Origin of the sequence: Saccharopolyspora pogona (genome assembly GCF_014697215.1) — a bacterium.
In the GTDB taxonomy this organism is placed as follows: domain Bacteria; phylum Actinomycetota; class Actinomycetes; order Mycobacteriales; family Pseudonocardiaceae; genus Saccharopolyspora; species Saccharopolyspora hattusasensis.
On sequence record NZ_CP031142.1, the window covers coordinates 4,642,484 to 4,666,861 of the forward strand.

At 68.7% G+C, this 24,378-nt stretch carries 20 protein-coding genes; 12 read left to right on the plus strand and 8 right to left on the minus strand.

Annotated features, from left to right (window positions below; translation table 11 throughout):
* The first annotated feature begins 36 nt into the window (after window positions 1–36).
* The 3 genes from DL519_RS21230 to DL519_RS21240 all read left to right on the plus strand — a co-directional run bounded on the left by DL519_RS21230 (window position 37) and on the right by DL519_RS21240 (window position 2,570).
* Complete coding sequence (locus DL519_RS21230; RefSeq protein ID WP_190824121.1) at window positions 37–684, plus strand: amino acid ABC transporter permease; 648 nt, start codon at window positions 37–39, stop codon at window positions 682–684.
* Window positions 681–1,544: an amino acid ABC transporter permease gene (locus DL519_RS21235; protein WP_190817386.1), complete on the plus strand. Its 864-nt coding sequence runs from the start codon at window positions 681–683 to the stop codon at window positions 1,542–1,544. The genes DL519_RS21230 and DL519_RS21235 overlap by 4 nt, the downstream gene beginning before the upstream one ends.
* Window positions 1,545–2,153: 609 nt before the next feature.
* Entirely contained in the window at window positions 2,154–2,570 is a 417-nt protein-coding gene (locus DL519_RS21240) for a hypothetical protein (protein WP_190817389.1), read from the plus strand.
* A gap of 370 nt (window positions 2,571–2,940) precedes the next feature.
* Here DL519_RS21240 and DL519_RS21245 read toward each other — a convergent pair whose 3' ends face one another.
* Window positions 2,941–3,555: a transporter substrate-binding domain-containing protein gene (locus DL519_RS21245; RefSeq protein ID WP_190817391.1), complete on the minus strand. Its 615-nt coding sequence runs from the start codon at window positions 3,553–3,555 to the stop codon at window positions 2,941–2,943.
* Window positions 3,556–3,733: 178 nt separating this feature from the next.
* On the opposite strand from DL519_RS21245, the gene edd reads away from it, so the two are divergent.
* The 5 genes from edd (at window position 3,734) to DL519_RS21270 (ending at window position 10,780) form a co-directional block, all read left to right on the plus strand.
* The gene (edd, locus tag DL519_RS21250) at window positions 3,734–5,581 is read left to right on the plus strand and encodes a phosphogluconate dehydratase (RefSeq protein WP_190817393.1); all 1,848 of its coding nucleotides are present in this window, start codon (window positions 3,734–3,736) and stop codon (window positions 5,579–5,581) included.
* Window positions 5,582–5,732: 151 nt separating this feature from the next.
* The gene (gene eda, locus DL519_RS21255) at window positions 5,733–6,368 is read left to right on the plus strand and encodes a bifunctional 4-hydroxy-2-oxoglutarate aldolase/2-dehydro-3-deoxy-phosphogluconate aldolase (RefSeq protein WP_190817395.1); all 636 of its coding nucleotides are present in this window, start codon (window positions 5,733–5,735) and stop codon (window positions 6,366–6,368) included.
* A 740-nt stretch (window positions 6,369–7,108) separates the two neighbouring features.
* On the plus strand, window positions 7,109–8,833 hold the full coding sequence (ltrA, locus tag DL519_RS21260) for a group II intron reverse transcriptase/maturase (RefSeq protein WP_190817397.1): 1,725 nt from the start codon (window positions 7,109–7,111) through the stop codon (window positions 8,831–8,833).
* A 296-nt stretch (window positions 8,834–9,129) separates the two neighbouring features.
* The gene (locus tag DL519_RS21265) at window positions 9,130–10,494 is read left to right on the plus strand and encodes a polysaccharide deacetylase family protein (RefSeq protein WP_190817399.1); all 1,365 of its coding nucleotides are present in this window, start codon (window positions 9,130–9,132) and stop codon (window positions 10,492–10,494) included.
* Window positions 10,495–10,549: 55 nt separating this feature from the next.
* Entirely contained in the window at window positions 10,550–10,780 is a 231-nt protein-coding gene (locus DL519_RS21270) for a hypothetical protein (RefSeq protein WP_190817401.1), read from the plus strand.
* 16 nt (window positions 10,781–10,796) lie between these two features.
* On the opposite strand, the gene DL519_RS21275 is transcribed toward DL519_RS21270, so the two are convergent.
* From DL519_RS21275 to recA, 3 genes are all read right to left on the minus strand, one after another.
* Complete coding sequence (locus tag DL519_RS21275) at window positions 10,797–11,435, minus strand: HAD family hydrolase (RefSeq protein ID WP_223839357.1); 639 nt, start codon at window positions 11,433–11,435, stop codon at window positions 10,797–10,799.
* 145 nt (window positions 11,436–11,580) lie between these two features.
* A complete protein-coding gene (locus DL519_RS21280) occupies window positions 11,581–12,201 on the minus strand; it encodes a regulatory protein RecX (RefSeq protein ID WP_223839358.1) in 621 nt (206 codons plus the stop codon).
* Window positions 12,202–12,228: 27 nt separating this feature from the next.
* Window positions 12,229–13,269 (minus strand): recombinase RecA, encoded by a 1,041-nt coding sequence (recA, locus tag DL519_RS21285; protein WP_190817403.1) that lies wholly within the window; start codon window positions 13,267–13,269, stop codon window positions 12,229–12,231.
* Window positions 13,270–13,532: 263 nt separating this feature from the next.
* Between recA and DL519_RS21290 the strand changes: the two genes are divergently transcribed.
* Complete coding sequence (locus DL519_RS21290; protein ID WP_223839359.1) at window positions 13,533–14,303, plus strand: DUF4383 domain-containing protein; 771 nt, start codon at window positions 13,533–13,535, stop codon at window positions 14,301–14,303.
* Here DL519_RS21290 and DL519_RS21295 read toward each other — a convergent pair.
* A complete protein-coding gene (locus DL519_RS21295) occupies window positions 14,300–14,494 on the minus strand; it encodes a DUF3046 domain-containing protein (protein WP_190817406.1) in 195 nt (64 codons plus the stop codon). The genes DL519_RS21290 and DL519_RS21295 overlap by 4 nt on opposite strands.
* 37 nt (window positions 14,495–14,531) lie before the next feature.
* On the opposite strand from DL519_RS21295, the gene DL519_RS48845 reads away from it, so the two are divergent.
* Window positions 14,532–14,660 carry a hypothetical protein gene (locus DL519_RS48845; protein WP_263399679.1) on the plus strand — a complete coding sequence of 43 codons (129 nt, stop codon included), beginning with the start codon at window positions 14,532–14,534 and terminating at the stop codon, window positions 14,658–14,660.
* Between the two features lie 5 nt (window positions 14,661–14,665).
* Here the strand turns inward: DL519_RS48845 and DL519_RS21300 are convergent, their stop codons facing one another.
* Window positions 14,666–16,486 carry an Hsp70 family protein gene (locus tag DL519_RS21300; protein WP_190817408.1) on the minus strand — a complete coding sequence of 607 codons (1,821 nt, stop codon included), beginning with the start codon at window positions 16,484–16,486 and terminating at the stop codon, window positions 14,666–14,668.
* 480 nt (window positions 16,487–16,966) lie between these two features.
* Between DL519_RS21300 and DL519_RS21305 the strand changes: the two genes are divergently transcribed.
* Window positions 16,967–21,535 carry an ATP-dependent helicase gene (locus DL519_RS21305; protein WP_190824124.1) on the plus strand — a complete coding sequence of 1,523 codons (4,569 nt, stop codon included), beginning with the start codon at window positions 16,967–16,969 and terminating at the stop codon, window positions 21,533–21,535.
* 430 nt (window positions 21,536–21,965) lie between these two features.
* On the opposite strand, the gene DL519_RS21310 is transcribed toward DL519_RS21305, so the two are convergent.
* On the minus strand, window positions 21,966–22,736 hold the full coding sequence (locus DL519_RS21310; RefSeq protein ID WP_223839360.1) for a maleylpyruvate isomerase N-terminal domain-containing protein: 771 nt from the start codon (window positions 22,734–22,736) through the stop codon (window positions 21,966–21,968).
* Entirely contained in the window at window positions 22,733–23,296 is a 564-nt protein-coding gene (locus tag DL519_RS21315; RefSeq protein WP_223839361.1) for an SAV_6107 family HEPN domain-containing protein, read from the minus strand. The genes DL519_RS21310 and DL519_RS21315 overlap by 4 nt, the downstream gene beginning before the upstream one ends.
* A 197-nt stretch (window positions 23,297–23,493) precedes the next feature.
* Between DL519_RS21315 and DL519_RS21320 the strand changes: the two genes are divergently transcribed.
* Window positions 23,494–24,063: a GNAT family N-acetyltransferase gene (locus tag DL519_RS21320; RefSeq protein ID WP_190817410.1), complete on the plus strand. Its 570-nt coding sequence runs from the start codon at window positions 23,494–23,496 to the stop codon at window positions 24,061–24,063.
* Window positions 24,064–24,378 lie beyond the last annotated feature (315 nt).

A 24,378-nucleotide genomic window follows, 5' to 3' on the forward strand; every position in this document is an offset into this window, starting at 1 on the left:
GCCCTGGGCATCCGATTACTCCAGGAGTACTCATTGATCAACATCTTGGTGGAGTACGGCGATGTCCTCGCCAGAGGCTTCCTGCGGACGATCGAGCTCTTCCTGCTGGCCGCTGCAGCCTCGCTGGTACTGGGCACGATCCTGGCAACGCTGCGGGTCAGCCCCGTCCCAGCGTTGCGGGCCGTCGGCGCCGGGTACGTAACCTTGCTCCGCAACACGCCGCTGACACTGATCTTCTTCTTCTTCGTCTTCGCCTACCCCAAGCTGGAGCTGATCCAGTTCCCGTTCTTCACCGCTGCTGTAATCGCGCTGACCATCTACACCTCAGCGTTCGTCTGCGAGGTGTTGCGGGCTGGGATTAACACGGTGCCGGTCGGACAGGCCGAGGCGGCGCGCTCCATCGGGCTCGGCTTCGCCCAGTCGCTGACCAACGTGATCCTCCCCCAAGCCGTCCGTGCCGTGGTTCCGCCGCTGGTCAGCGTGCTGATCGCGCTGTTGAAGAACACGACCGTCGCGGCTGGGTTCAGCGTGGCAGAGGTCGGCTCGGTCATCCCGTTCCTCAACGAGCAGGGTGAGCCAACACTGAACGCCTTCGTGTGGATCGCCATCGGCTTCCTGATCCTGGTTATCCCGCTGACCCTGATCCAGCGCAGCTTCGAGAAACGGTGGAGCGTGGCCCGATGAGCAGCGTTCTGTTCGACACTCCCGGCCCGCGCGCCCGCGTGCGTAACCGGCTCATCAGCGTCGTCAGCGCCGTTGTGGTGCTTGCATTGCTCGGATACGTGGTGCTCCGCTTCTACGCCACCGGGCAGTTCGACGCCAGCAAGTGGGAATGGCTGCTCTACGAGCAGATCCAGCTGGAACTACTCGGGGCTCTGTGGAACACCGTCCGCGCGTTCCTCATGGGCGCCGTGCTCGCGCTGGCGTTCGGCGCGGTATTCGCGCTCGGTCGGCTCTCCGACCACGCCTGGATCCGGATGCCGTGCACGGCGATCGTAGAGGTGTTCCGCGCGATCCCACTGGTCATCCTGATCTTCTTCCTGTACTACGCGGCACCGGGGCTGGGCGTGAACTTCGGCCAGTACTGGTCGGTCGTGCTCGGCCTGACGCTCTACAACGGCTCGGTGCTTGCCGAGGTCTTCCGCGCTGGGGTTAACGCACTTCCAGCAGGGCAGAGCGAGGCGGCTTATTCCGTCGGCATGCGCAAGAGCCAGGTCATGGGCAACGTGGTCCTGCCGCAAGCAGTGCGCGTCATGCTCCCAGCCATCGTGAGCCAACTCGTGGTGCTGCTCAAGGACAGCGCTCTCGGCTTCCTGATCACCTACCAGGAATTGCTGTACTACGCCCGGTACCTCGGTGGTATTCCCACGCTCGACCGGCCGATCATCCCGGTGAGCCTGGTCGTGGCAGCAATCTACATCTCGATATGCCTCTTGCTCACGTGGTTCGCCAACTACCTCGATCGGCGAAACCGGCGCACGAAGAAGACCAAACAGATCGCGCCGGCTACCACGCCCCTTACAGAGACTCCGCTCGGAGACTGAAACAGCTCTCGGCTGCCGGGACCTGAACCGGGTCCCGGCAGCGAGAGTGAGCGATCCGCTGGTTACTCAGGAATGTTGCACAGAGCTTTCCCGAGTTGGTGAACGTCTTATCGGACGGAAGCTAGTAGTTTCTGCTCAGGCCAAGGCGATTGAGGTGTTCACTGCGCTTGCACAGACTCGCTGACCAATTGAAGGACGGATCGGTCGCCGGGGTCGCGGTCGGCAACGTCCACCATGCTCTGGGGAACCTGGCCGTCGCACAGCACAACCATGCACGCGCCCTCTGCATCGAAGAGGCCACCTGCGGTCCGCAGAAATTACTTCCGTAGCCATTGTCCACTTTGGCAAGTTTTCGCCACTTGCCCGGGCGGGCCGCTCCGATGAGCTACGGTCTGTCCATCCAGGAAGCCGTCAACCCCGGATTACCGGGAAACCGACGACACTCATCATGGCAACTGGCATCTGGGGCAGATCGAGTGAATCTAAGGACCATTGACGGGTTCCTGTGCGTTCACAACGAATTCACCGTATGATTTTGGTCAAGGATTCTTGGGGGATAGCCCTATGGCTTTAGTTGGGCGAAGTTTCGTCTCGATCGGTGCCGGAGTCATGGCGAGTCTCGTCCTGCTCGTTGCTCCGGTCAACGCGTCCGCGAGTGAAAGCGGCGCGGCGAACCAAATGGAGACCCGGCAGCCGATTGGCTGCACTCCACAAGAACGAATGAGCTACAGCTCTCCGGAAATTGGTGCGATTTACGGCCAGGCCGACGCGTTGTGTTCACACCCGTACGCGCAGCAAGTGTGGATACACGCATATATGTATCGGGACCGTACACCCGTCGGCGAGGTCCATCATGGCTGCGTGCCGAATGGTTTCGAACCGGGCGACTATTGCAGTGCTCCGGTCATGGCCGGCACCAATTTCGAAGGTGTCCAGAATTTCTGGATGGACATCATCGTGGACTACGCCAATGAGCCGGGGGCGCCGGCACAGACGCGGTCCCTGTCCGTCGATGGCGCCTACTGAGAAAGGTTCAGGTCCATACCCATCCCCGCGGGTCTTCCCCGGCACCGGCGTCGTGGGGCGGGACAATGAAGCCAACAATGAGTTCTGTGTAGCTGTGAGGCTGGAATGGCTACTCACTGGCAGCACTCAACCCCGCACGAACACAGGGCACATCTGCAACGTTTTCTAATGGACGCGGTTTTCTGCCGAGAACCAGAAACTGACTAAAAGTCGCCCGTGGGGCTTCTGGGCTCCTGCGGGCGACTTTCGCGTGTGGCCGTGCTGCTACCGCAGGCCTTCCCTGGTCATGCTGCCGGCGCTGATCAGCCAGCTCGGCCGTGAGCGTTTTCGGGTGCTACAGCGCCCAAAAACGCTCACGGGCATTGAGCGGTCAGTGCGGGCGGGCGTTGATCCCGGCCGGGCGCAGGGTTGCGTCGTAGGCGCGCTGCCAGGAGCCATCGACGACTGCGGCGTCCAGCATCTGCTGCAGCTGCTCGGCCAGCTTCTTGTCGTCCGACTTGATCACGACGTAGCGCTTGCTGTCGGTGACCACGTACGGCCCGACCGCGGCCAGCTGCGGGGAATCGGCGGTGCCGCCGAGCAGGACGTCCACGTTGCCCGAGGCCACCGCGTCCAGCAGCAGGGTCGGCGGCAGACGCCGGAACTGCACCTGCGTCGGGGCGAGGCCGATGCGCTTCGCCAGGTCGCGGGCGATCTCGACGTCGAAGCCTTGGTACTCGCCCGCCGGATCGCGGCTGACGAACTGCGGCGCGTCCACCCGCACCCCGACCAGGAGCTGGCGTCGCCGCTTGATCCGCTCGATGGTCGGCGAGGTGTCGAGCTCGACCGAATCGCCAACCGACGGGGCCGGGCTCGCCGGCGCCGGCGTGGTCGGGGCGGGCAGATTCGGCGGCGGCAACGCGTTCGACCCGGGCGGCACATCCTGCCCGCAGCCCGACAGCACGGCAGCCGCGGACACCACCGCAACGAGCGCGCGAATCCGCATCGGCCCCCTCCTCACATCTCGATCTACCACCCATGATCGCGCACCCGGCGGCCCGATCGGGACCGGATCCCCGCCTGCTGTATCGATTGTGAAATCCAGGCCACACCCATTAGTGTGACTGCCGTCATGAGGCGCCAGCGTCGTCGCCCCGCATTTCGAGCCTTTCCGGAGGCGGTCAATGGCGCGGCCACCGCAGCACGTCGTCGAACAAGTCACCCAGCGGATCGCGGAGCGCAGTGCCGCGACCCGCACCGCGTACCTCGAACGCATCCGAGCGGCCGGGGCAGTCGGCCCGGCCCGCACTGAGTTGCCCTGCAGCAACCTCGCGCACGGCTTCGCGGCGTGCAGCGGTGCTGACCGGCTTGCGGTGCGTGGAGCCACCAAACCGGGCGTCGCGATCGTGTCCGCGTACAACGACATGCTCTCCGCGCACCAGCCCTACGCCGAGTTCCCGGCGTGGCTGAAGGACGCGGTGCGCGAGGCTGGCGGTGTCGCCCAGTTCGCCGGTGGCGTGCCCGCCATGTGCGACGGCATCACCCAGGGCCGCACCGGGATGGAGCTGTCGCTGTTCTCCCGCGACGTCATCGCGATGGCCACCGGTGTCGCGCTCTCCCACGAGATGTTCGACGGTGCCCTGCTGCTCGGCGTGTGCGACAAGATCGTGCCGGGCCTGCTGATCGGTGGGCTGTCGTTCGGGCACCTGCCGACCGTGCTGGTCCCCGCCGGGCCGATGCCCTCCGGACTGCCCAACCGGGAGAAGAGCCGCATCCGGCAGCTATTCGCCGAGGGCAAGGCCAGCCGCGAGGACCTACTGGAAGCCGAGTCGGCGTCGTACCACTCGGCCGGCACCTGCACGTTCTACGGCACCGCCAACTCCAACCAGCTCGTCGTCGAGGTCATGGGCCTGCACCTGCCAGGATCGAGCTTCGTGCCGCCGGGCACCCCGCTGCGCAAGGCCCTCACCGAGGAGGCCGCCCGTCGCGTCGTGCAACTCGGGCGCGGCGCGGACTACACGCCGATCGGCGAGATCATCGACGAACGGGCCATCGTCAACGGCGTGGTCGCGCTGCTGGCCACCGGCGGCTCCACCAACCACACGCTGCACCTGGTGGCCATCGCCGCCGCGGCCGGGATCGAGCTGACCTGGGACGACTTCTCCGACCTGTCCGCGGTCGTGCCGTCGCTGGCGAAGGTCTACCCCAACGGTTCGGCCGACATCAACCACTTCGCCGCCGCCGGGGGCGTGCAGACGCTCGTCGGCGAGCTGCTCGACGCCGGCCTGCTGCACCCCGACGTCAAGACGGTCGCCGGGCCGGGGCTGGACCGGTACCGGCAGCAGCCGTTCCTGGAGGGCGGCGAGCTCGTGTGGTCGGATGCGCCCGCGAAGAGCCTGGACCCGGACGTGCTGCGCGGCGTCGATGAGCCTTTCGCGCCCGACGGCGGCCTGCGGGTGCTGGACGGAAACCTCGGCCGCTCGGTGATCAAGGTGTCCGCGGTCAGCGCGGAGCGCCGCACCGTCACCGCGCCCGCCCGGGTCTTCGACGACCAGCACGGCTTCACCGCCGCGTTCCAGGCAGGCGAACTGGACCACGACGTCGTGGTGGTGATCCGCAACCAGGGCCCGCAGGCCAACGGCATGCCTGAGCTGCACGGGCTGACCCCCGCGCTGGGCGTGCTGATGGACCGCGGCCACCAGGTCGCGCTGGTCACCGACGGCCGGATGTCCGGCGCGTCCGGCAAGATCCCGGCGGCCATCCAGCTGACCCCGGAGGCCAGCGCGGGTGGGCCGCTGGCCCGCGTCCGCGACGGCGACGTGGTCCGGCTGGACGCCGACCGCGGCACGCTGGAGGTGCTGGTGCCCGACGACGAGCTCGCCGCCCGCGACAACGCACCGGTCGCGCCCGGAGCCCAGTTCGGCACCGGCCGCGAGCTGTTCGCGGCGTTCCGGCAGGCTGTCGGGCGGGCCGACCGCGGCGCCAGCGTGTTCGCCCAGCTGCAGGCACAGCCGACCGACGCGACCGTCTGACACCAGCGACCACCTGCGCCGATCCCGACGAGAAGAGGCGGCTGTTTCCGCTGGTCACGTGCCGTGAGTACTTTTGGGTGCGATAGCGCCCGAAAGTACTCACGGGCACTCGACGGAACGCCGCACGCACTAGGAACGGATGAACCACCTCATGAACACTGCAGCTGAAGTGCTGGATCTCGCCCCGGTGGTGCCGGTCGTGGCGTTGGATGACGTCGCGCACGCCGTGCCGCTGGCCGAAGCCCTGCTGCGCGGCGGAATCCGCACCATCGAGGTCACGCTGCGCACCCCGGCCGGGCTGCCCGCGATCGAACGCATCGCCGCCGAGGTGCCCGAGATGGTCGCCGGGGCGGGCACGATCACCGAACCAGGTCAGGCCAAGCGGGCCGCCGACGCCGGGGCGCGTTACCTGGTCACGCCCGGGACGACCGACCGGCTGCTCGACGACATCGACGCATCCGGGGTGCCGTACCTGGCCGGCGCGGGCACGGTGTCGGAGGCGATGCGGCTGGCCGAGCGCGGGGCCACGGCGATGAAGTTCTTCCCCGCCGAGCCCAGCGGCGGTGTGCCGTTCCTCAAGGCGATCGCCGGGCCGCTGCCGGACCTGAAGTTCTGCCCGACCGGCGGGATCAGCCCGCAGACCGCGCCGAACTACCTCGCGCTGCCCAACGTGGGCTGCGTCGGCGGATCGTGGTTGGCGCCGAAGGACCTGCTCGCCGCCGGCGACTGGGCGCGGATCGAGCAACTGGCCCGAGAAGCCGCCGCACTGCGCTCCCCGCAGGGCTAGCAACCGCCCGTGAGTCTTTTGGTGCTATAAGGGCTGTTTCAAACTCGTCCTGCGTAGCGTGCGGGTAGCGGAGCATCAGACGCCGCCTGGACTCGGGGATCCCCGACTCATGTACGACCCGGGGCTGTCCTCGCCAGTCGGCGTCTGTGCAAGCTGCATAGGTGGCTGTGATCCGTTCTTCCGAAACCGCTGTTGGCGGGGGATGGAAGGGGCCAGGGCGGGTGCCCTGGTTACAACTGAATTGTCCGATGGTCGGTGTGATCCCGGCCCCTCATGATGCATGGAGGAAAGCGACGTCCCCATGGCTGCGACTGGTTATCAAGGCTGTGGAAGCAGGGATGTGACGGGGATAACCGGCGACCTCGACGTCCGGGACGCCTCTAGCAGGCTGCCTATGGTCAGGAGACGAACGCACGCCCGAACTGTCGTTAGCAGCATCAGACCCACGCGAGGTAGCGGGTCTGGCCCGCAAGGGCATGGTCCATCGGGGCGGATAGGTCCATCGGTGTCCGCCCGTGCATCCGCCATGGTGGCCCGGCAGACAGTGCGGACCTACGGGCAGCGTCAAACGGACGACTCGGAACGGAGTAACCCCGTGCAGGCTCTCATCGGGTTTGGTGAGTAGGCGACCAGGCCGCATGCCGGTATGGGGAGGGATTGCCCGAGAAGCGAACGCGTGGGGTAACGCCCACGATAGGCCGACGCGGGCACGGTCATGTGGAAGGAAAGGGGTGTGAGTAGTGGGAAGAAACGGAAACGACGGCCTGCCCGGTGACGGGCGGTCGATCGGAGACTGGGCATCGGTTCCCTGGCGGAAGCTGGAGACCACGGTGTACCGCCTGCAAAAGCGCATCTTCCGAGCCTCGTGTCGTGGCGACGTGGCGGTAGTTCGTAGTTTGCAACGCTTGTTGATGAAATCGGAAGCCGCTCGCTGTCTGGCGGTGCGCCGGGTGACGCAGGACAACCAGGGCAAGCACACGGCCGGGATCGACGGAGTCGCCTCCGTCCCGCCCGACCAGCGCTGGCTACTTGTGGATCGCCTGCGGCACCCGGAGACGATCAAACCGAGACCCGTGCGTCGGGTCTGGATTCCCAAGCCCGGCAAGGCGGAGAAGCGCCCGCTGGGTATTCCCGTCATGCTGGATCGGGCACTTCAAGCACTGGCGAAGCTGGCCCTGGACCCCGAGTGGGAAGCCAGGTTTGAGCCGAACAGCTACGGTTTCCGCCCGGCCCGTTCAGCGCATGATGCAATTGCGGCGATCTTCGATGCGACCTGTAAGAAGGACAAGTACGTCCTAGATGCAGACATCGCCGGATGCTTCGACAACATCGCGCATGAACCACTCCTGGCCAAACTCGCCACGTTCCCCCAGTTGCGTCGTCTGATCAAGGGATGGCTCACCGCCGGGGTCATGGAGGGCAAGGCTCTGGAGGCTACCTGGCGGGGCAGCCCGCAAGGTGGGGTCATTTCACCGTTGCTGGCGTTGATCGCCCTGCACGGTCTGGAAACAGTGATCACCTCAGCGTTCGGCAGCCGAGACCGACCTCAGGTCGTGGTCTATGCCGACGACTTCGTGGTCCTGCATCCAACCCGTGCGGGGATCGAGAAGGCCCAGCACATCGCGGAGCAATGGCTGAACGGGATCGGGTTGCGGCTGAAAGCGGCCAAGACCAGGATCACTCACACCCGCCTCGCTCTCGATGGGCCAGCCGGTTTCGAGTTTCTGGGTTTCCACATCCGTCGCTACGTGACCAAGGAACATCGGCCAGGTAGCGACGGGCGGAAACAGCCCGTGATCAAGACGCTCATCAAACCCAGCAAGGACTCCGTCAAGCGGCATCATCGAGCCATGCGGGACATCGTCCGAACGCGGAAGACAGCGCCGCACGAGGCGCTGATCAGCGCACTCAACCCGGTGATCCGGGGTTGGTCGATGTATTACCGCACGGTGGTCGCCAAGAAGGTCTTCGCCTCCTGTGACTACCGGTTGTTCTCGACGTTGCTGCACTGGGCCGGCCGCCGTCACCCGAAGAAGAGCGCGGGCTGGGTATTCGCGAAATACTGGCGACGACGCGATCAAGGCCGTCTGGAATTCGCCACTCTGGACGGTCCGCGGCTCGCTGTCCACGCGGACATTCCCATCAAGCGCCACGTGAAGGTGCGCGGCCACGCCAGCCCTTATGACGGGAACCTGGTCTACTGGGCCAACAGGCTGCGTGACCACCCGCTGACGACGAGCAGGACGGCGATCCTGCTTCGTCGCCAGCGAGGGAAGTGCGCACACTGCCGACTGCTGTTCACCGATGCGGACACCATCACCATAAAACAGTTCGCCCCTCCCCAATGGAACGGGCTGACTGACCTCACGAGGATGCGTGCCCTGCATCAGCACTGCCGCGACAACACCAGCGACCAGACCAAACGAGTCGACATCGCCGAGGTATTCACGCCAAGAACCACATGATCGAGGAGCCGGATGAAGCGAAAGTTTCACGTCCGGTTCTGTAGGCGAGCCGCCCCCGCGAGGGGGCGGCTTAGCCAGCGCCGAGCGGCTTCGCCGCTTCAAAGACACAAGCCCGCCCCGCCACGCCTCGGACGATCACTTCCAAAACAGCCTCCTACGGCTACCAGAAGGACTCACGGGTTTTCTCCCTTAAACGCGGTAGGCCGTACCCCGCACCAGCTGGTTCTACCGCCGTCGAGATCGTCCGTAGCGTGCTGGTGGTCGGTCAAGTTCTTTCGACCCGTTGGCGGTCAGTCATGGACGGAGCACGCCCGGCCTGCAAACGGCTGTGCAGAGCCGTTGTCTGCGTCTGCGCGACGCTGCTCGCGGTTCTCCTCGGCGTGCCGGGTAGCGCCAACGCCCAGACTCCGCGCACCGTGGTCACCTTCACCCTCGACGACGGCAGCGTTTCGCAGATCTCCGGCGCGCGCATCCTCAGCAAGTACGGGATGCGCGGCACGTTCTACGTGGTATCCGGATCCATCGGCGCGCGCAGCTACCTCAGCCTGGACGACCTGCGCGCGCTCGCCGCCGCCGGGCACGAGATCGGCGGGCACACGGTCAACCACCCCGACATCATCGCCGTCTCGCCGGACGAAGCCCGCCGGGAGATCTGCCAGGACCGCGCCAACCTCGTGCATTGGGGCTTCCGGCCGACCTCGTTCGCCTACCCGTTCGGCAGTTTCAACCGCGAGGCCGAGCAGGCGGCGCAGGACTGCGGGTACAACAGCTCACGAGTCACCGGCAGCATCAGGACCGGGCACGGCTGCTCCAACTGCGCTCCCGCCGAATCGGTGCCACCGCTGAACCCGCAGATGGTGCGCGGCACCGGCATGATCGACCCCGAGTGGACCCTGGAGGACCTGCAGCAGGTGGTGCTGCGGGCCGAGGCCTCCGGTGGCGGTTGGGTTCCGCTGGTGCTGCACCAGACCTGCGACTTCTGCGGCCCGCTGTCGATCAGCCCGGTCGTGCTGGACCAGTTCGCGTCCTGGCTGGCGCAGCGGCAGGCGAACGGCACGGTGGTGCGCACGGTCGACCAGGTGATCGGCGGCGGGTTCCGCGCACTGGTCTCGCCGCCGGCACCCGCACCGCGCGACGGGCTGGTCAACGCGTCGCTGGAAGAACCGGGCCCGCGCGGCTGGGTGCAGAGCAGCTGGGGCCAGAACAATCCACAGTGGACTATGGTCGGGGATGCGCACAGCGGGCGGTGGGCGCAGCGGCTGGACATCACCGAATACACCAGCGGCGATGCGAAGCTGATGCAGCAGCTCGACATGGGCGAGGCGGCTCCGGCCGCGCACGCGAACAACACCTATGACCTCAGCGCCTGGTACAAGTCGACCGCGCCCACCCAACTCGCCGTCTACCGCCGCGACGAGACCGGTGTCTGGCGCTACTGGATCACCAGTCCGTGGTTCGGCGCCTCGGCGGACTGGGCGTCGGCGAAGTGGACGACGCCATCTGCACCGGAGGGCACCACCGGGCTGAGCTTCGGACTCACCCTGGCCGGTCGCGGTTCGCTGACGACTGACGACTACGGCCTGCACGAGCACGTCATCCCGAAAGGCGAAGCCTTCTGCGCCCGCCTGCCTTGGATCTCCCTGCTCCGATGGCTCTGCTGACAGCGGCCCGCGCGGTCCCGACGACGTTGGTGCTCGGTGCACTATTGGTCGCGGCGTGCGGCGAAGACGCGGCAGGACGGCGACCAACACCCGGTTCAACGGCGCGGGTATGGACGTTTCGCCCGCGCTCAACAGCTGCCTCGGCCTGCGCGAGCTCAACGGGCAGCACGACGTCGTCGACCGGCAGTTCGTCGACGACGCCGACGTGCCCCCGGGACCGTGGACCCGGATCGTCACGACCAGCTCGCCGCCCAATGGGTTTCACGACATCGACCGCACGATCTGAACTGCAATAACAGTACTCATGCAAGCCAAGACACAGCTTCTTGAACGGAGTCAGCGACGGGGACACCAGCCGCTTCCAAGGCACTTCTGCTCATAACCCCAGTTGTCACCAGCACACAGTTGGCGCCTGCGTGGGCCGCCGCTTCAGCATCGTCCACCACGTCGCCGATCACGACAGCTTCCTGTGGGGCAAGGCCCAGCTCGGCCAGATGCCGCTCCAGGTGGGCAGCCTTCGACCCCCCTCCAATTCCCGCCCGAAGACCGTCAACCTGCTTGAAAAGCGCAGTGAGCTCGTACTTCGCCACCATCGGCACCAACTCATCGTGGAACCACATGGACAGCAGGGACTGACTGCGGCCCACCGTGGTCCACTCCTGCAACACATCGGGAACTCCGTTTGCCAGGCCGCAGGTGTGCAGTAGATCCCGGTACGCCTCATGGTAGAGCACGTCGATGCGCGCCCAGTCTTCGTCACTCAGCGAGCGGCGCAGCAGCCGCTCGTAGCACTGCAACAGCGGACGGCTGAATACGGACCGCCACTCGTCGAGGTCGATGTGTTCTCGATCGAAGGCGGTGCAGACCTCGTTCACCGCCGAGACCACGGCGTGATTATCCGAAAAGATCGTCCCATTCCAGTCCCACACGATGTGGTTCACGCGTCGCCTCGACTTCATGACGGGCACTCTACGATCCCGCACCGACGTTCCGGTACCACCGTCCCAAAAGGCCTGTGCACATCGCGCACCGGCCGCCCGACAGATCTGCTCGCTCAGCCGGCGAACGCAGCCGCGACGAGGTCGATCACGGGGATTCGAGGTCGGGGTCCGGGACGTCGGCGCCGGAGCGCTCAATTTCCTCTCGCACCACGCGGAAAGCCAGCCCTTCGGAATAGCCCTTGCGGGTCAGCATGCCCACCATGCGGCGCATCTTCGCCGCGTGGTCCAGGTTTGCCATCGTGCGGAGCTTGCGCTGCACCAGCTCGCGCGCCTGCTCGACCTCCGCATCGCCATCCACAGTGGACAGCGCCGCTTCAACCACGTGCTCTTCGACACCCTTGCGGCGCAGCTCGAAACCGAGCGCCTTGCGCCCCAGCCCTTGGTACCGCTGCCTCGAATGCACCCACTCCTCGGCGAACGAGGCGTCGTCGACCAGGCCCGCGTCGACGAACTTCTGCAGCACCGCGTCCGCGACGTCCTCGTCGATCTCCTTGCGCAGCAAGGCTTGTCGCAACTCCGAGCAGCTACGCGCGCGGGCCGCCAGCAGCCGGTACACCGTGTCGCGGGCCAGCTGCTCGGCGTCGTCCGGCTTGCGCCGCGGCTTCGCGTCATCCGCCGCGTCCGAGGAACCACCCGGCGGGGCGTCGTCGGGGACGCGGCTCCGTGCACCGCTCCCCCGACGCGTACCGTCACGGTTCATCTGCATTCGACGTCCAGCAGGTGCTCAGCGGGATCAGAAGTCCACCGGCGCCGGTTCGGCGTTCTCGGCGTCCAGCGTGGCCCCGATGCCGAGCTTCTCCTTGATCCGCTTCTCGATCTCGTTGGCGATGTCCGGGTTCTCCCGCATGAACTTGCGGGCGTTCTCCTTGCCTTGGCCGAGCTGGTCGCCCTCGTAGGTGTACCAGGCACCGGACTTGCGGATGATGCCCTGCTCGACGCCCATGTCGATCAGCGAGCCCTCGCGGCTGATGCCGATGCCGTAGATGATGTCGAACTCCGCCTGCTTGAACGGCGGGGCGACCTTGTTCTTCACCACCTTGACCCGGGTCCGGTTGCCGACCGCGTCCGAGCCATCCTTCAGCGTCTCGATGCGGCGCACGTCCAGGCGCACCGACGAGTAGAACTTCAGCGCCTTGCCACCGGTGGTGGTCTCCGGCGAGCCGAACATCACGCCGACCTTCTCGCGGAGCTGGTTGATGAAGATCGCGGTGGTCTTGGCGTTGTAGAGCGCGGAGGTCAGCTTGCGCAGCGCCTGGCTCATCAGCCGGGCCTGCAGACCCACGTGGCTGTCGCCCATCTCGCCCTCGATCTCGGCGCGCGGCACCAGCGCCGCCACCGAGTCGATGACGATGACGTCCAGTGCGCCGGAGCGGATCAGCATGTCCGCGATCTCCAGCGCCTGCTCGCCGGTGTCCGGCTGGGACACCAGCAGCGCGTCGGTGTCCACCCCGATCGCCTTGGCGTACTCCGGGTCCAGCGCGTGCTCGGCGTCGATGAATGCCGCGGTGCCGCCCAGCTTCTGCGCGTTGGCCACGGCGTGCAGCGCCACGGAGGTCTTACCGCTGCTCTCCGGGCCGTAGATCTCCACGATGCGGCCTCGCGGCAGACCGCCGATCCCCAGCGCGACGTCCAGCGAGATGGAACCGGTCGGGATGACCTCGATCGGTGCGCGCGACTCGTCGCCGAGCCGCATGACCGACCCTTTGCCGTACTGCTTGTCGATCTGGGCGAGCGCCAGCTCCAGCGCCTTGCCCTTGTCCGGTGTCGCTGCCATCGGGGGTCCACCTCGGTCGAGTCGAACTTGGTCGTCGTGTGTCAGATCAGACGCTACGGGCAGGGACCGACAATCCGGCTGCGGGGTGCTTCGCCGATTCGAGCCCGTGCGATTCCATCTTAGACGAACGGATGTTCGATCACCGGCCCGACACGCCAGCTCCGCCACCTGATCGTGTGACGGTGCGATCAGCGCGATCGAGGTGGACACTCGGAATAGCCCATCGGGTGAACCTGCCGCCCGGCCCCGAGGAGGTGCCGACCATGCGAATGGACCGCTACCTGCCACCCGACCACCCGCTGAGCCGGTTCTACCGGGTCGCGGCCGCCATCTTCGGTGCCTTCCTGCTGGTCTTCGGCGCGTTCGGGCTGGCCAACCGGGTTCCGCTGTTCACCACCAGCGGCATCGACATCATCGGGCTATCCAGCAACGGCCTGCTGGCCCTGGTCTCGGTCGTGGTCGGCGTCCTCCTGATCGGCGCCGCGGCCTGGGGCGGACCGGTCGCCTCCACCACCACCGCCGCCATCGGGGTGCTGTTCTTCCTGTCCGGGCTGATCAACCTGGGCCTGCTGAACACGCCCTGGAACGTGTTCGCCTTCAAGCTGCCGAACGTGGTGTTCAGCCTGATCGCGGGCATGCTGCTGATGTTCTTCGGGTTCTACGGCCGGCTCAGCGGCGGCCTGCCGCAGGACAACCCCTACGTGCGCTACCGGCACCACGAGCCACCCGCCCAGGACGTCCCGGAGCAGCGGCTGGCCGATGAACGGCGGATCGCCGAGCTCGAACAGATCTGCCGGGCCGAGGTCGCCGTCGCCGAGGGCCATCCAACGCCGGAGCAGCACCGGCTGGTGCAGTCCGAGGCGTACCGGCACATGCAGGAGGAACGGCGCCGGGCCTACCAGCACTACCAGGACGCGGGGCGCACCCCCGAGCAGCAGATCAGCGCGCAGAACCTGTGGGCGGACTTCGAGGTGCCGGAACGCCGACCCCCGCAGCGGCCGACCGCCGAGCGGCAGGAGGGCTCGGAGTCCTAGCGCCGTTCGGCGGGAACTTCGAAAACCTCGCAGACGGCCTGCCAGACCTCCTTGGTCGACAGCCCGGCTTCCAGGGCCTGGTCGACCGTGCGCCCGCCGAGCAACGAGAAAACGTGGTCCTGGGCCAGCATCTCGGCGCGGACCCGGCCGAATTCGTCGGCCATGCGTTGGCGGAAAGCTGTGTGGCGCATCGCCCGAAAGCGTACGCGGCGCCCGTACCCTGGTGGTGTGCTGCTCCTGCTGGCCGATCCGACCGGATTGTCCAGCCCGCTGGGCCAAGCCGTAATCGGCGCCGGGTTCCTCGTCGTCATTGCGCTCGCGGTGCGCTTCTTCTGGGAGCACCGCAACCGGCGGTGAGCCGATCAGTCGGTGCCGGGCTGGACCTTCTGCTCGAACTCGTCGGCCATCTTGCCCGGGTCCAGCTTCTTGTCGTCGTTGGGCTTGAGCACCATGCCGACCAGCGGGCGGTCGTCGACGGTGAACACCAAGGTGCCGAAGGTGTCGCTGGTGACCGCACGGTAGGTGCCGGACAGGCCGTTGCCGCTCCACTCCGCCTCGACCTGCTGGCCGCTGGTCACGCCGTTGAACTCCAGCAGCAGGTCGGCCCGCTTCTGCGCGGCCTCCTGCGAACCCAGCTGGGTGTAGATGATCTGGGTGCCCGAGTTGGGGTTGCCGATCGAGCAGGACGCCACGGTCCCGTCGAGCTCCCGCAGGCCGGGCATGATCCGCTGCCAGCCGGGCGCGCAGTTGGATTGCTCGGGAACGCTGCCGGCCAGGTTGGCCATGCAGGCGGTGAAGCCCTTGGCGTCGACGGTGCCGGGCTGCTGGCATTCCGCCGCGCTGGGGGCACCCGACCCGCCGGAGACGCGGAACACGATCGCCACGATCACCGCGACGGCCGCGACCGCGCCGAGGCCGATCAGCAGATTGCGCCGCGAGTCGGGCTTGGCGGCGGGCTGCTGGAAGTGGGGTTGCTGCTGCGGCGGCGGCGCGACGGGGTAGGTGCGCACCGTGTCGGGTTCCCGGTACCCGACCTGCGGCTGCCCGGTTTGCGGGATGGCGACCGGGCCCGACGGCAGGTTGTTCCGGAAGTCCTGGGTCCACATCGCCGCCCCGTCTCGGGACACGTGGTGCGCCCCCAGCGCGACGGCGGTCTCCGGCTGGTCGAGGGTGGTCGGCACGATCCGCAGCTGCTTGCCGATCAGGCTGGCGACCAGCGGCAACCGGCTGGAGCCGCCCACCAGGTACACCCCGTCGAGGTTCTCCGGTCCCATTCCGTTGGAGCGCAGCACCGCGGCCAGCAGCTCGACGCTGCGCAGCATGCTCGGTCGCACCAGCGCTTCCAGCTCCGCGCGGGTGACCAGCACGTCGTCGAAGGGTTCCGGCATCGGCACCTCGGTCTGCGGGTGCCGGGAGAGGGCTTCCTTGGCGGCGCGGACGTCTTCGCGCAGGGCGCGCTGGGCCCGCCGGTCGCCGGTGCTCGCCGGCCGCAGCAGCCGCTGCCAGCGCTGCGGGTCCTTGTTCGAGACCTGCCGCCCGACGTGCTCCAGCAGCGCCTGGTCGACGTCCAGGCCGCCGAGGTCGGCCAGGCCGTCCTCGGCCAGCACCGCGAACCCGTTCTGGGTGGCGCCCACGATCGCGCAGTCGAAGGTGCCCGCGCCCAGGTCGTAGACGGCCAACGCCTGGCCGGCGCCGAGGGTGCGGTCGGGGAACGACGCGAAGTGCGCGGCGGCGGCCACCGGCTCCGGGACCAGCACCAGGTTGCAGCTGAACCCGGCCAGCCGGGCGGCCGACAGCAGCACGTTGCGGCGGACCGTGCCCCACTGCGCGGGGTGGGTCAGCCGGACCTCGTCGGGCTGGGCGCCGCCGAGCTGCCGGGTGGTCTCCTCGGCGACCCGGTGCAGGACCGCGGCCAGTGCATCGGTGACGGTGATGACGTTGTCGCCGAGCAGCAGGGTGCTCTCGTCCACGCGGCGCTTCGGGTTCGGCTCGAACCTGGACGGGTCGAGCCGCGCCCGGCGCTCGGCGTCGCGGCCGACGATGATCCCGCCGTCCTCGGTGGCGAACACCGCGGACGGCATGGTCGCCGAACCATCCATTTCGACCACCCGTGGTGGCCGGCCGTGTGCAGACAGCACCGCGACGGTGTTCGAGGTGCCGAGATCCACTGACAGGACGCGCACCCGTCCCCCTCCCAAGCCTGACGCTTTCGGGGTCGAATGCTGCCACGTTCGCAGCGGCGAATTGCACAGATCCCCGCATTCGCCGCGGATCACACCAACGTCCAGCCCTTGTGGACAGTCCCGTCCCGAACGCTGTTCCAGCACGGTTACGCATGCACGACCCGTTGGCACGCGGTGTCAACGGGTCGTGCATCGCGCAAGGGCAAACGCAAGGGCCGCAAGCTGGGCTTCGGCGAGGTTCAAGGGCAAGCGGCCGTGTTGTCGTGCCGGTTCACCACCGGCAGCTTCGGACTCGTTGACCGGGACCGTCGTCATGTGACGCTACCGCGCATCGGTACCGTCCGGACGCACGAGTCCACCCGGAAGCTGGCGAGGCATGTGGACCGCGGCACCGCGCGTATCCGGTCGGCACACCATGATCGTGGCAAAGCGCGCTTCTTCCTTGCCCTGAAGGACGGGCACCCGCGCTACGTTTTCCTGGTGACCGATGTGCTGGACGGCTTCTCCGCGGCGACCCGCGACTGGTTCCGCGGGGCATTCGCCGCGCCCACCGAAGCGCAGTGCGGGGCGTGGGAGGCGATCGCCGACGGCGAGCACGCGCTGGTCGTCGCGCCGACCGGCTCCGGCAAGACGCTCGCCGCGTTCCTCTCCGCCCTGGACAAGCTGGCCGTCGAGGGCACGCCCGCCGACGCGAAGCAGCGCTGCCGGGTGCTCTACGTCTCGCCGCTGAAGGCGCTGGCCGTCGACGTGGAGCGCAACCTGCGCGCGCCGCTGGCCGGGATCCGGCAGGCCGCGCAACGCCGGGGCGGCGCCCCGCCGGACATCCAGGTCGGCATCCGCACCGGGGACACCCCGGCCGACCAGCGCCGTTCGTTCGCCCGCACCCCGCCGGACGTGCTGGTCACCACGCCCGAGTCACTGTTCCTGCTGCTGACTTCAGCGGCTCGGGAGTCGCTGTGCGGCATAGAGACCGTGATCGTCGACGAGGTGCACGCGGTGGCCGGCACCAAGCGCGGGGCGCACCTGGCGCTGTCGCTGGAGCGGCTGGACGTTCTGCTGCCGCAGCCGGCGCAGCGCATCGGGCTGTCCGCGACGGTCCGGCCCGTGGAGGAGGTGCGGACCTTCCTGGCCGGTGGTCGGCCGGTGCGCACGATCCAGCCCGCGCACCCCAAGGAGGTCGAGGTCCGGGTCGAGGTGCCGGTGCCGGACATGGCCGAGCTGGGCGCGTCGACCGGCGAGGTCGAGGGCCCGGCGGCGGGCGCGGAGCAGCACACGTCGATCTGGCCGTCCGTGCAGGAGCGGATCCTGGATCTGATCCGGCAGCACCGCTCGACCATCGTGTTCACCAACTCGCGGCGGCTGGCCGAGCGGCTCACCGCCGGGATCAATGAGCTCGCCGCGGAGGAACCGGTTGCGCTGGAGCGGTTCCCGGCCGAGGCGGTGGGCGGTTCCGGTATCGGCGGCGGCACCTCTGCGATCGTCGCCAAGGCGCACCACGGCTCGATGTCGAAGGAACAGCGGGCGGTGGTCGAGGAGGAGCTCAAGTCCGGGCGGCTGACCTGCGTGGTGGCCACGTCGTCGCTGGAGCTGGGCATCGACATGGGCGCGGTGGACCTGGTGATCCAGGTGGAGACGCCGCCGAGCGTGGCCTCCGGGCTGCAGCGCATCGGGCGCGGCGGGCACCAGGTCGGCGCGGTTTCGCGGGGCGTGGTGTTCCCGAAGTTCCGGGGCGACCTCGTCGGTTGCGCGGTGGTGTCCGAGCGGATGGCCGACGGGCTGATCGAGTCGCTGTCCTTCCCGCGCAACCCGCTGGACGTGCTGGCGCAGCACGTCGTGTCGATGGTCGCGATGGACACCTGGCCGGTGCCGGAGCTCGCGGCGCTGCTGCGGCGGGCCGCGCCCTACGCGGGGCTTCCGGACTCTGCGCTGCACGCGGTGCTGGACATGCTGGCGGGCCGGTACCCCAGCGAGGAGTTCGGCGAGCTGCGCGCGCGCATCGTGTGGGACCGGGTGAACGACGAGCTGCGCGCGCGGCCCGGTGCGCAGCGGCTCGCGGTGACCTCCGGCGGCACGATCCCGGACCGGGGGCTGTTCACGGTTACCACGCCCGCAGACGAAGCGGGCAAGGGCGGGGTGCGGGTCGGCGAGCTCGACGAGGAGATGGTCTACGAGTCGCGGGTCGGCGACACCTTCCTGCTCGGCACCTCGGCTTGGCGGGTGGAGGACATCACCCACGACCGGGTCGTGGTGGTGCCCGCGCCTGGCGAGCCGGGCAGGATGCCGTTCTGGAAGGGCGATTCGCCAGGACGGCCGCTGGAGCTCGGGCGCGCCCTGGGCGCCTTCGTCCGGGAGCTGACCGGCGCAGACACCCCGGCGGCGCGGTCGCGCATCGCGGCGGCCGGGCTGGACGAGTGGGCCCAGGACAACCTGCTGTCCTACTTGGACGAACAGCGGCGGGCGACCCGGCACGTGCCGGACGACCGCACGATCGTGGTGGAGCGGTTCCGCGACGAGCTCGGCGACTGGCGGATGGTGGTGCATTCGCCGTTCGGCGCCAAGGTCAACGGCCCGTGGGCGCTGGCCATCGGAGCCCGGATCCGGGAGCGGCGCGGGATCGAGCCGCAGGTCGCCTCTTCCGACGACGGGATCGTGCTGCGGCTGGCCGATGCGCTGGACGAGTCTGGCGCGGAAGTGCTGCCGACCGCCGAGGACGTGCTGTTGCCGCCGGAAGAAGTCCAGCAGGTGGTGACCGACGAGGTCGGCGGCTCGGCGCTGTTCGCGGCCCGGTTCCGGGAGTGCGCGGCGCGGGCCCTGCTGCTGCCGCGCCGGGATCCGCGCCGCCGCACGCCGTTGTGGCAGCAGCGGCAGCGAGCCGCGCAGTTGCTGGCGGTGGCCGCGCAGTACGAGCAGTTCCCGATCGTGCTGGAGGCGATGCGGGAATGCCTGCAGGACGTCTACGACCTGCCCGGGTTGACCGAGCTGATGTCGCAGGTCGCGGCACGGAAGGTGCGAGTCGTCGAGGTCGAGACCCCGACCCCGTCGCCGTTCGCGCGCAGCCTGCTGTTCGGCTACATCGGCATGTTCCTGTACGAGACCGATGCGCCGCTGGCGGAGCGCCGGTCGGCGGCGTTGAGCCTGGATTCGACGCTGCTAGCGGAGCTGCTCGGTTCGGAGGCGCTGCGGGAGCTGCTCGACCCGGAGGCGCTCGACGAGATCGAGCAGCAGCTGCAACGGCTCGCCCCGGAAAGGCACGCCCGCGACACCGAGTCCACAATGGACATTTTGCACTTCCTGGGAGATCTGACCGCGGCCGAAGCCGAGGCGCGGGGCGTGCGGCCGGAGTGGCTGGCCGACCTGGCCGGACAGCGACGAGTGCTGCAGGTCCGCATCGCGGGCGAAGAGCGCTGGATTCCTATCGAGGACGCCGGCAAGGTCCGCGATGCGCTGGGCGTCGCACTGCCGGTCGGCGTGCCGGAGGCATTCACCGAGCCGGTCGCCGACCCCCTGGGCGACCTGCTGATCCGCTACGCGCGCTGCCGCGGACCGTTCACCGCCGATGCCGCAGCGCAGCGATTCGGGTTGGGAGTGGCCGTCGTCCACGGCGTGCTGGACCGGTTGACCGGCAGCGGGCGGTTGGTCCGCGGCGAGCTTCGGCCGTTGGAGGCCGGTGGTGGCGGGGCGCTGGAGTACTGCGACGCCGAAGTGCTGCGGCGGCTGCGGCGGGCGTCGCTGGCGCGGCTTCGCGCGGAGGTCGAACCGGTGGAACCGGCCGCGCTGGGCCGTTTCCTGCCAGCGTGGCACGGCATCGGAGCCCGGTTGCGCTCCGCGCCCACGGTGGACGACGTGTACGCCGTGGTCGAGCAACTGGCGGGGGCGCCGGTTCCGGCGAGCGGGTTGGAGTCGTTGATCCTGCCCGCCCGACTGCCCGGCTACTCCTCCGCGCTGCTCGACGAGCTGACCGCCACCGGTGAGGTCACCTGGGTCGGCTCCGGCTCCCTGGCCGGCGGCGACGGCTGGATCGCGTTGGCGCCCACCGATGTCGCCGACCTGCTGCTTCCGGACCTGCCGGAGGAGTCTGCCGCCGATTCGCCGCTGCACCGCGCTGTCGTGTCCGCATTGGACGGTGGCGCGTTGTTCTTCCGCCAGCTGGCGGATCGCGCGGGAGCCCTGCTGGTGGAGCAGGGCGAGGCCACGCCCGCCGACGACGCGGTCACTTCGGCTTTGTGGGACCTGGTCTGGTCCGGCATGGCGACCAACGACACCCTGGCACCGTTGCGGTCCTTGGTTTCCGGCCGCGGCGCGGCGCACAAGCCACGCCGGAGCGCACCGCGCGGCCGCTACGCGCGGTTGCGCGCAGGCCGTCCGTCGATGCCCAGCCGCAGTGGCCCGCCCACGGTGTCCGGACGTTGGTCGCTGGCGCCACAACCGTCGGGCGACCCGACCCGTCGAGCGCACGCGCGGGCCGAGGCCTTCCTGGAGCGGCACGGGGTGCTGACGCGCGGAGCGCTGGACATCGAGCGCGTCACGGGCGGGTTTTCCGCGGTGTACAAGGTTCTTCGAGCCATGGAGGAATCCGGTCGTTGCCGACGCGGGTACGTCATCGAGGGCCTCGGCGCCGCGCAGTTCGCGGTGCCCGGTGCGATCGACCGCCTGCGTGCCATGTCCCGCGAGGACAGTGACGGCGACGCGGTGGTGCTGGCCGCTGCCGATCCCGCACAGCCTTACGGGGGCGCACTGGGATGGCCTGCGGTGATGGGCGAAACCCGGCATCGACCGGGCCGCAAGGCCGGTGCGCTCGTGGTGCTCGTGTCCGGCGAGGCCGTGTTCTACGTCGAACGCGGCGGGAAGTCGTTGCTGTCGTTCACCGACGACGAATCCGCCCTGCGCAGCGCGGCGGCCGGGCTGGCCCGGGTGGTCCGGGACGGCTGGCTGCAGCAGCTCGCGGTGCAACGCGCCGACGGCGAAGACGCTTGGGGGTCCCGCCTGGCCGAAGTGCTCACCGAAGCGGGATTCCGCGCCACGCCCAAGGGCCTCCGGCTGCGTGCCTGAGCACGGTCCTCGGTTCCGCAGTTCACGTGCCGTTGGATCAACTCCCCGAACTGCGCGGCGACGGCAAGCTCCCTTGCCCGGCCAAGCCGATCGTCGAGGCGGAGGCCAACAGCCCTCAGGATCGACTCCTCCCCGGCCCGAAGGCCGGGGTATCCGCCGATTGGAGTTCAGATTATCGGCTTGCGGCAAGGGAACTCGCCTCGGAACGACGCCGGGTGGACGGCAAGCGCGCGAACACCAGCCGGGGACGAACCTCGCCTCCACCCGAATCTGGCCCAACTTAGCGGTTTTCGTGAAAGCGGCCGCATGGACGGGAATTTCCCGCCGAAGCGGCACCCGCGCATGTCGAACCCAGCCGTGCCGCCGACGCGAATGACGTGCCGCAGCGCGAAGCCGGTCGCACACCCGCGACCGGCCGCGGGCGGCGTGCTCAGCGGGTGGCCAGCTGCAGCAGGCCCCACAGCTGTGCGATCGCGTCGAGATCGCCGCTGGTCTCCACGGCGCGATCGGGCAGCCGACCCCACATCCAGAGGTAGACGGCGGGCGCATCGCCGCCGACGACCGCGTCGGGCGTCGCGGTCGACACGTCGTCCGAGCTCACCACCGCGGTCCCGTTCTGGTCGGCGGTGACCAGCCAATTCCGGCCCTCCACGTACACCCCGACCGAACAGGCGCGCGTCGCGGTGATGCCGAGCGCGTGCAACCGGTAGCCGAACCACAGCCGCAGCACCTCGTCGATGCCGTCGGTCGCCACGTCGGGCGCGATCGGAGTCGGCAGCACCCCCGCTGCGGCCTGCACGTCCACCCGGTGCACCGTCGTGGCGTGCAGCATCCGGCGCAGCCAGAACCGCACGGTGTGCTGCTCCGGCCACCACGTCGGACACGGATCGTGCGGCGGCCTGGCGCCGAGCTCGGCGAGCAGATCCGCCAACCGGACGGCGAACCGGCCGGTCACCTCGCGCAGCTCGGGCTGGTCCGGCAGGTCCCAGCGCCGCTCCACCGCGGACGAGCCCAGCCAGGACAGGGTGTCCTCGCACAGATCGCCCAGGTGCCGGATGGTCTGCCCCAAGGTCCTCCCGGACGCGCCCCACACCGGCGCGTGGATGTGCGCGTCGTGGGTCGCCGCGGTGAGCAGCTGGGCCTCGATGCCGAGCAGGTCCAGCATCCGCCCGTAGTCGAGCCTCACTTCAGTACCGTTCATCGAGCCACCCCCAACAGGCTTCGCCCCACGATGTCGAGGAATTCCCGGCTGCGCGCCAGAAGTCCGTCGGCGTCCAGCCAGGTGATGGTGGGCACCCCGGCCTCCGCCGCGGCCCGCCGGTCCGAGCGCGCCGCGAAGTACGCCGCCCACTCCCTCAGCTCGGGAGCGGCCCCGGTCAGCAACGTCCACGCGCTGGCCGGACGACCGTTCTCCCGCCGCCAGGAGCGCGCCACGACGACCGCGGTCGCCGCACGTAACGCGGCCACGTGCGCGGCGACGTACCGCTCCCCGGGGCGGTCCGCCTCCTCCGCCTCGCGCAAGCACGTTCGCGCGTTGAGCAGCAACGACAGGGAGCCGGCCGGCGTCTCGGCCTCTGGTGTCGGTTCGTGGTTCTCCACGGAGCGCCGCGGAGCAGGAATCGAGAGATCAGTGGAAAAAGACATCGGCAGTCTCCTCTGCACGACGAAGCCGTCCACGCCTGCCGTGGGGAGCCGGCAGGTCCGGCGGCGGGGTGCTTCCCCCACCCCACCGTCGGACTCGATGCCCGAACCGGAGTTCATCGAACTCGCGTTCGAACACCTACAGATTAGCTCGCCCCGCCGACGGACTCAAGCAATGCGCCGTAGCTCACCTGTTCGAGGCATGATCAGACAAGATGATCACCCGAGTGGCCGAATCCGGCACCCGGTGAGGCCGCCTCGGCGGCAGGATCGGCCGCGAGAAGGACCGCGCGCTGGGAAGGCGTTAGTGTTCGGCCGTGACCGCCGCGCCATCCCCCAGCTTCGATCGGATCACCGAGCTGACCACGGACCAGCTCCGGGCCCGGCTCCCCGAGGCCCTGCAGATCTACGTGACCGCGATGAACTACCCACCCGCGACCGCCCAGCAGCGCGCCCCGATGTGGTCGGCGCACATGCTGCGCGCGGGATGGCGGTGCGTCGGCGCGTTCAACGACCGCGATGAGCTCGTCGGCCTCGGCTACGGCTACCTGGGCGCCCCCGGGCAGTGGTGGCACGAGCAGGTTCGCCGCGGCCTGCTCAACAGCGGCGGCGATGCCGAAGCCTGGCTGGACGACTACTTCGAACTGACCGAGCTGCACGTTTACCCGGGCAGCCAGGGCGTCGGCCTCGGCGAGGAGATCCTGCGCCGCCTGCTCGCCGGGGCGCAGGGCAGCAAGGTCCTGCTGTCGACGCCGGAAGGGCCGACCCGAGCCTGGCGCCTGTACCGCCGGGTCGGCTTCGGGGACGTCCTGCGCGACTACCGCTTCACGGGCGACCCGCGGCCCTTCGCGGTCCTGGGCCGCTCCCTCCCCCTCGAACCCCGCTGACCACGACGCCCGCTTCGATCAGCGGTTCCGTTCGCGACGGTGGCGGTTTCGCGCGAAATCGCCCACCCGCGTTGCGGGGTTACTGACAGTTCCGGATCCTGTGTCAATGTGTGACAGAGTGTAGTGTATTGCTTGCTGACCGAGCGAAAGCCAAGCCCGGTCAGCGGTTTTCCTGCGGCGGCAGGTGAAACACGTCAGGTACCGCGAGTTGCGTGGGAACCGGCCGCAAGGCCAAACGCACGTGGAGACCGTGTCAGACCAGCGTTCGTGCTGGCAGTGGTCGAGGAAGCGTGAAGGCCACCAGCGTGATGGTCA

Bases quoted from the DNA above. Each gene is read 5' to 3' on its own strand.
- DL519_RS21265 (WP_190817399.1), top strand. From the start codon at position 9,130: ATGGACGGAGCACGCCCGGCCTGCAAACGGCTGTGCAGAGCCGTTGTC.
- DL519_RS21290 (WP_223839359.1), top strand. From the start codon at position 13,533: ATGCGAATGGACCGCTACCTGCCACCCGACCACCCGCTGAGCCGGTTC.
- DL519_RS21315 (WP_223839361.1), bottom strand. From the start codon at position 23,296: ATGAACTCCGGTTCGGGCATCGAGTCCGACGGTGGGGTGGGGGAAGCA.
- DL519_RS21280 (WP_223839358.1), bottom strand. From the start codon at position 12,201: ATGCAGATGAACCGTGACGGTACGCGTCGGGGGAGCGGTGCACGGAGC.
- recA (WP_190817403.1), bottom strand. From the start codon at position 13,269: ATGGCAGCGACACCGGACAAGGGCAAGGCGCTGGAGCTGGCGCTCGCC.
- DL519_RS21240 (WP_190817389.1), top strand. From the start codon at position 2,154: ATGGCGAGTCTCGTCCTGCTCGTTGCTCCGGTCAACGCGTCCGCGAGT.
- DL519_RS21245 (WP_190817391.1), bottom strand. From the start codon at position 3,555: ATGCGGATTCGCGCGCTCGTTGCGGTGGTGTCCGCGGCTGCCGTGCTG.
- eda (WP_190817395.1), top strand. From the start codon at position 5,733: ATGAACACTGCAGCTGAAGTGCTGGATCTCGCCCCGGTGGTGCCGGTC.
- DL519_RS21310 (WP_223839360.1), bottom strand. From the start codon at position 22,736: ATGAACGGTACTGAAGTGAGGCTCGACTACGGGCGGATGCTGGACCTG.
- edd (WP_190817393.1), top strand. From the start codon at position 3,734: ATGGCGCGGCCACCGCAGCACGTCGTCGAACAAGTCACCCAGCGGATC.
- DL519_RS21235 (WP_190817386.1), top strand. From the start codon at position 681: ATGAGCAGCGTTCTGTTCGACACTCCCGGCCCGCGCGCCCGCGTGCGT.
- DL519_RS21295 (WP_190817406.1), bottom strand. From the start codon at position 14,494: ATGCGCCACACAGCTTTCCGCCAACGCATGGCCGACGAATTCGGCCGG.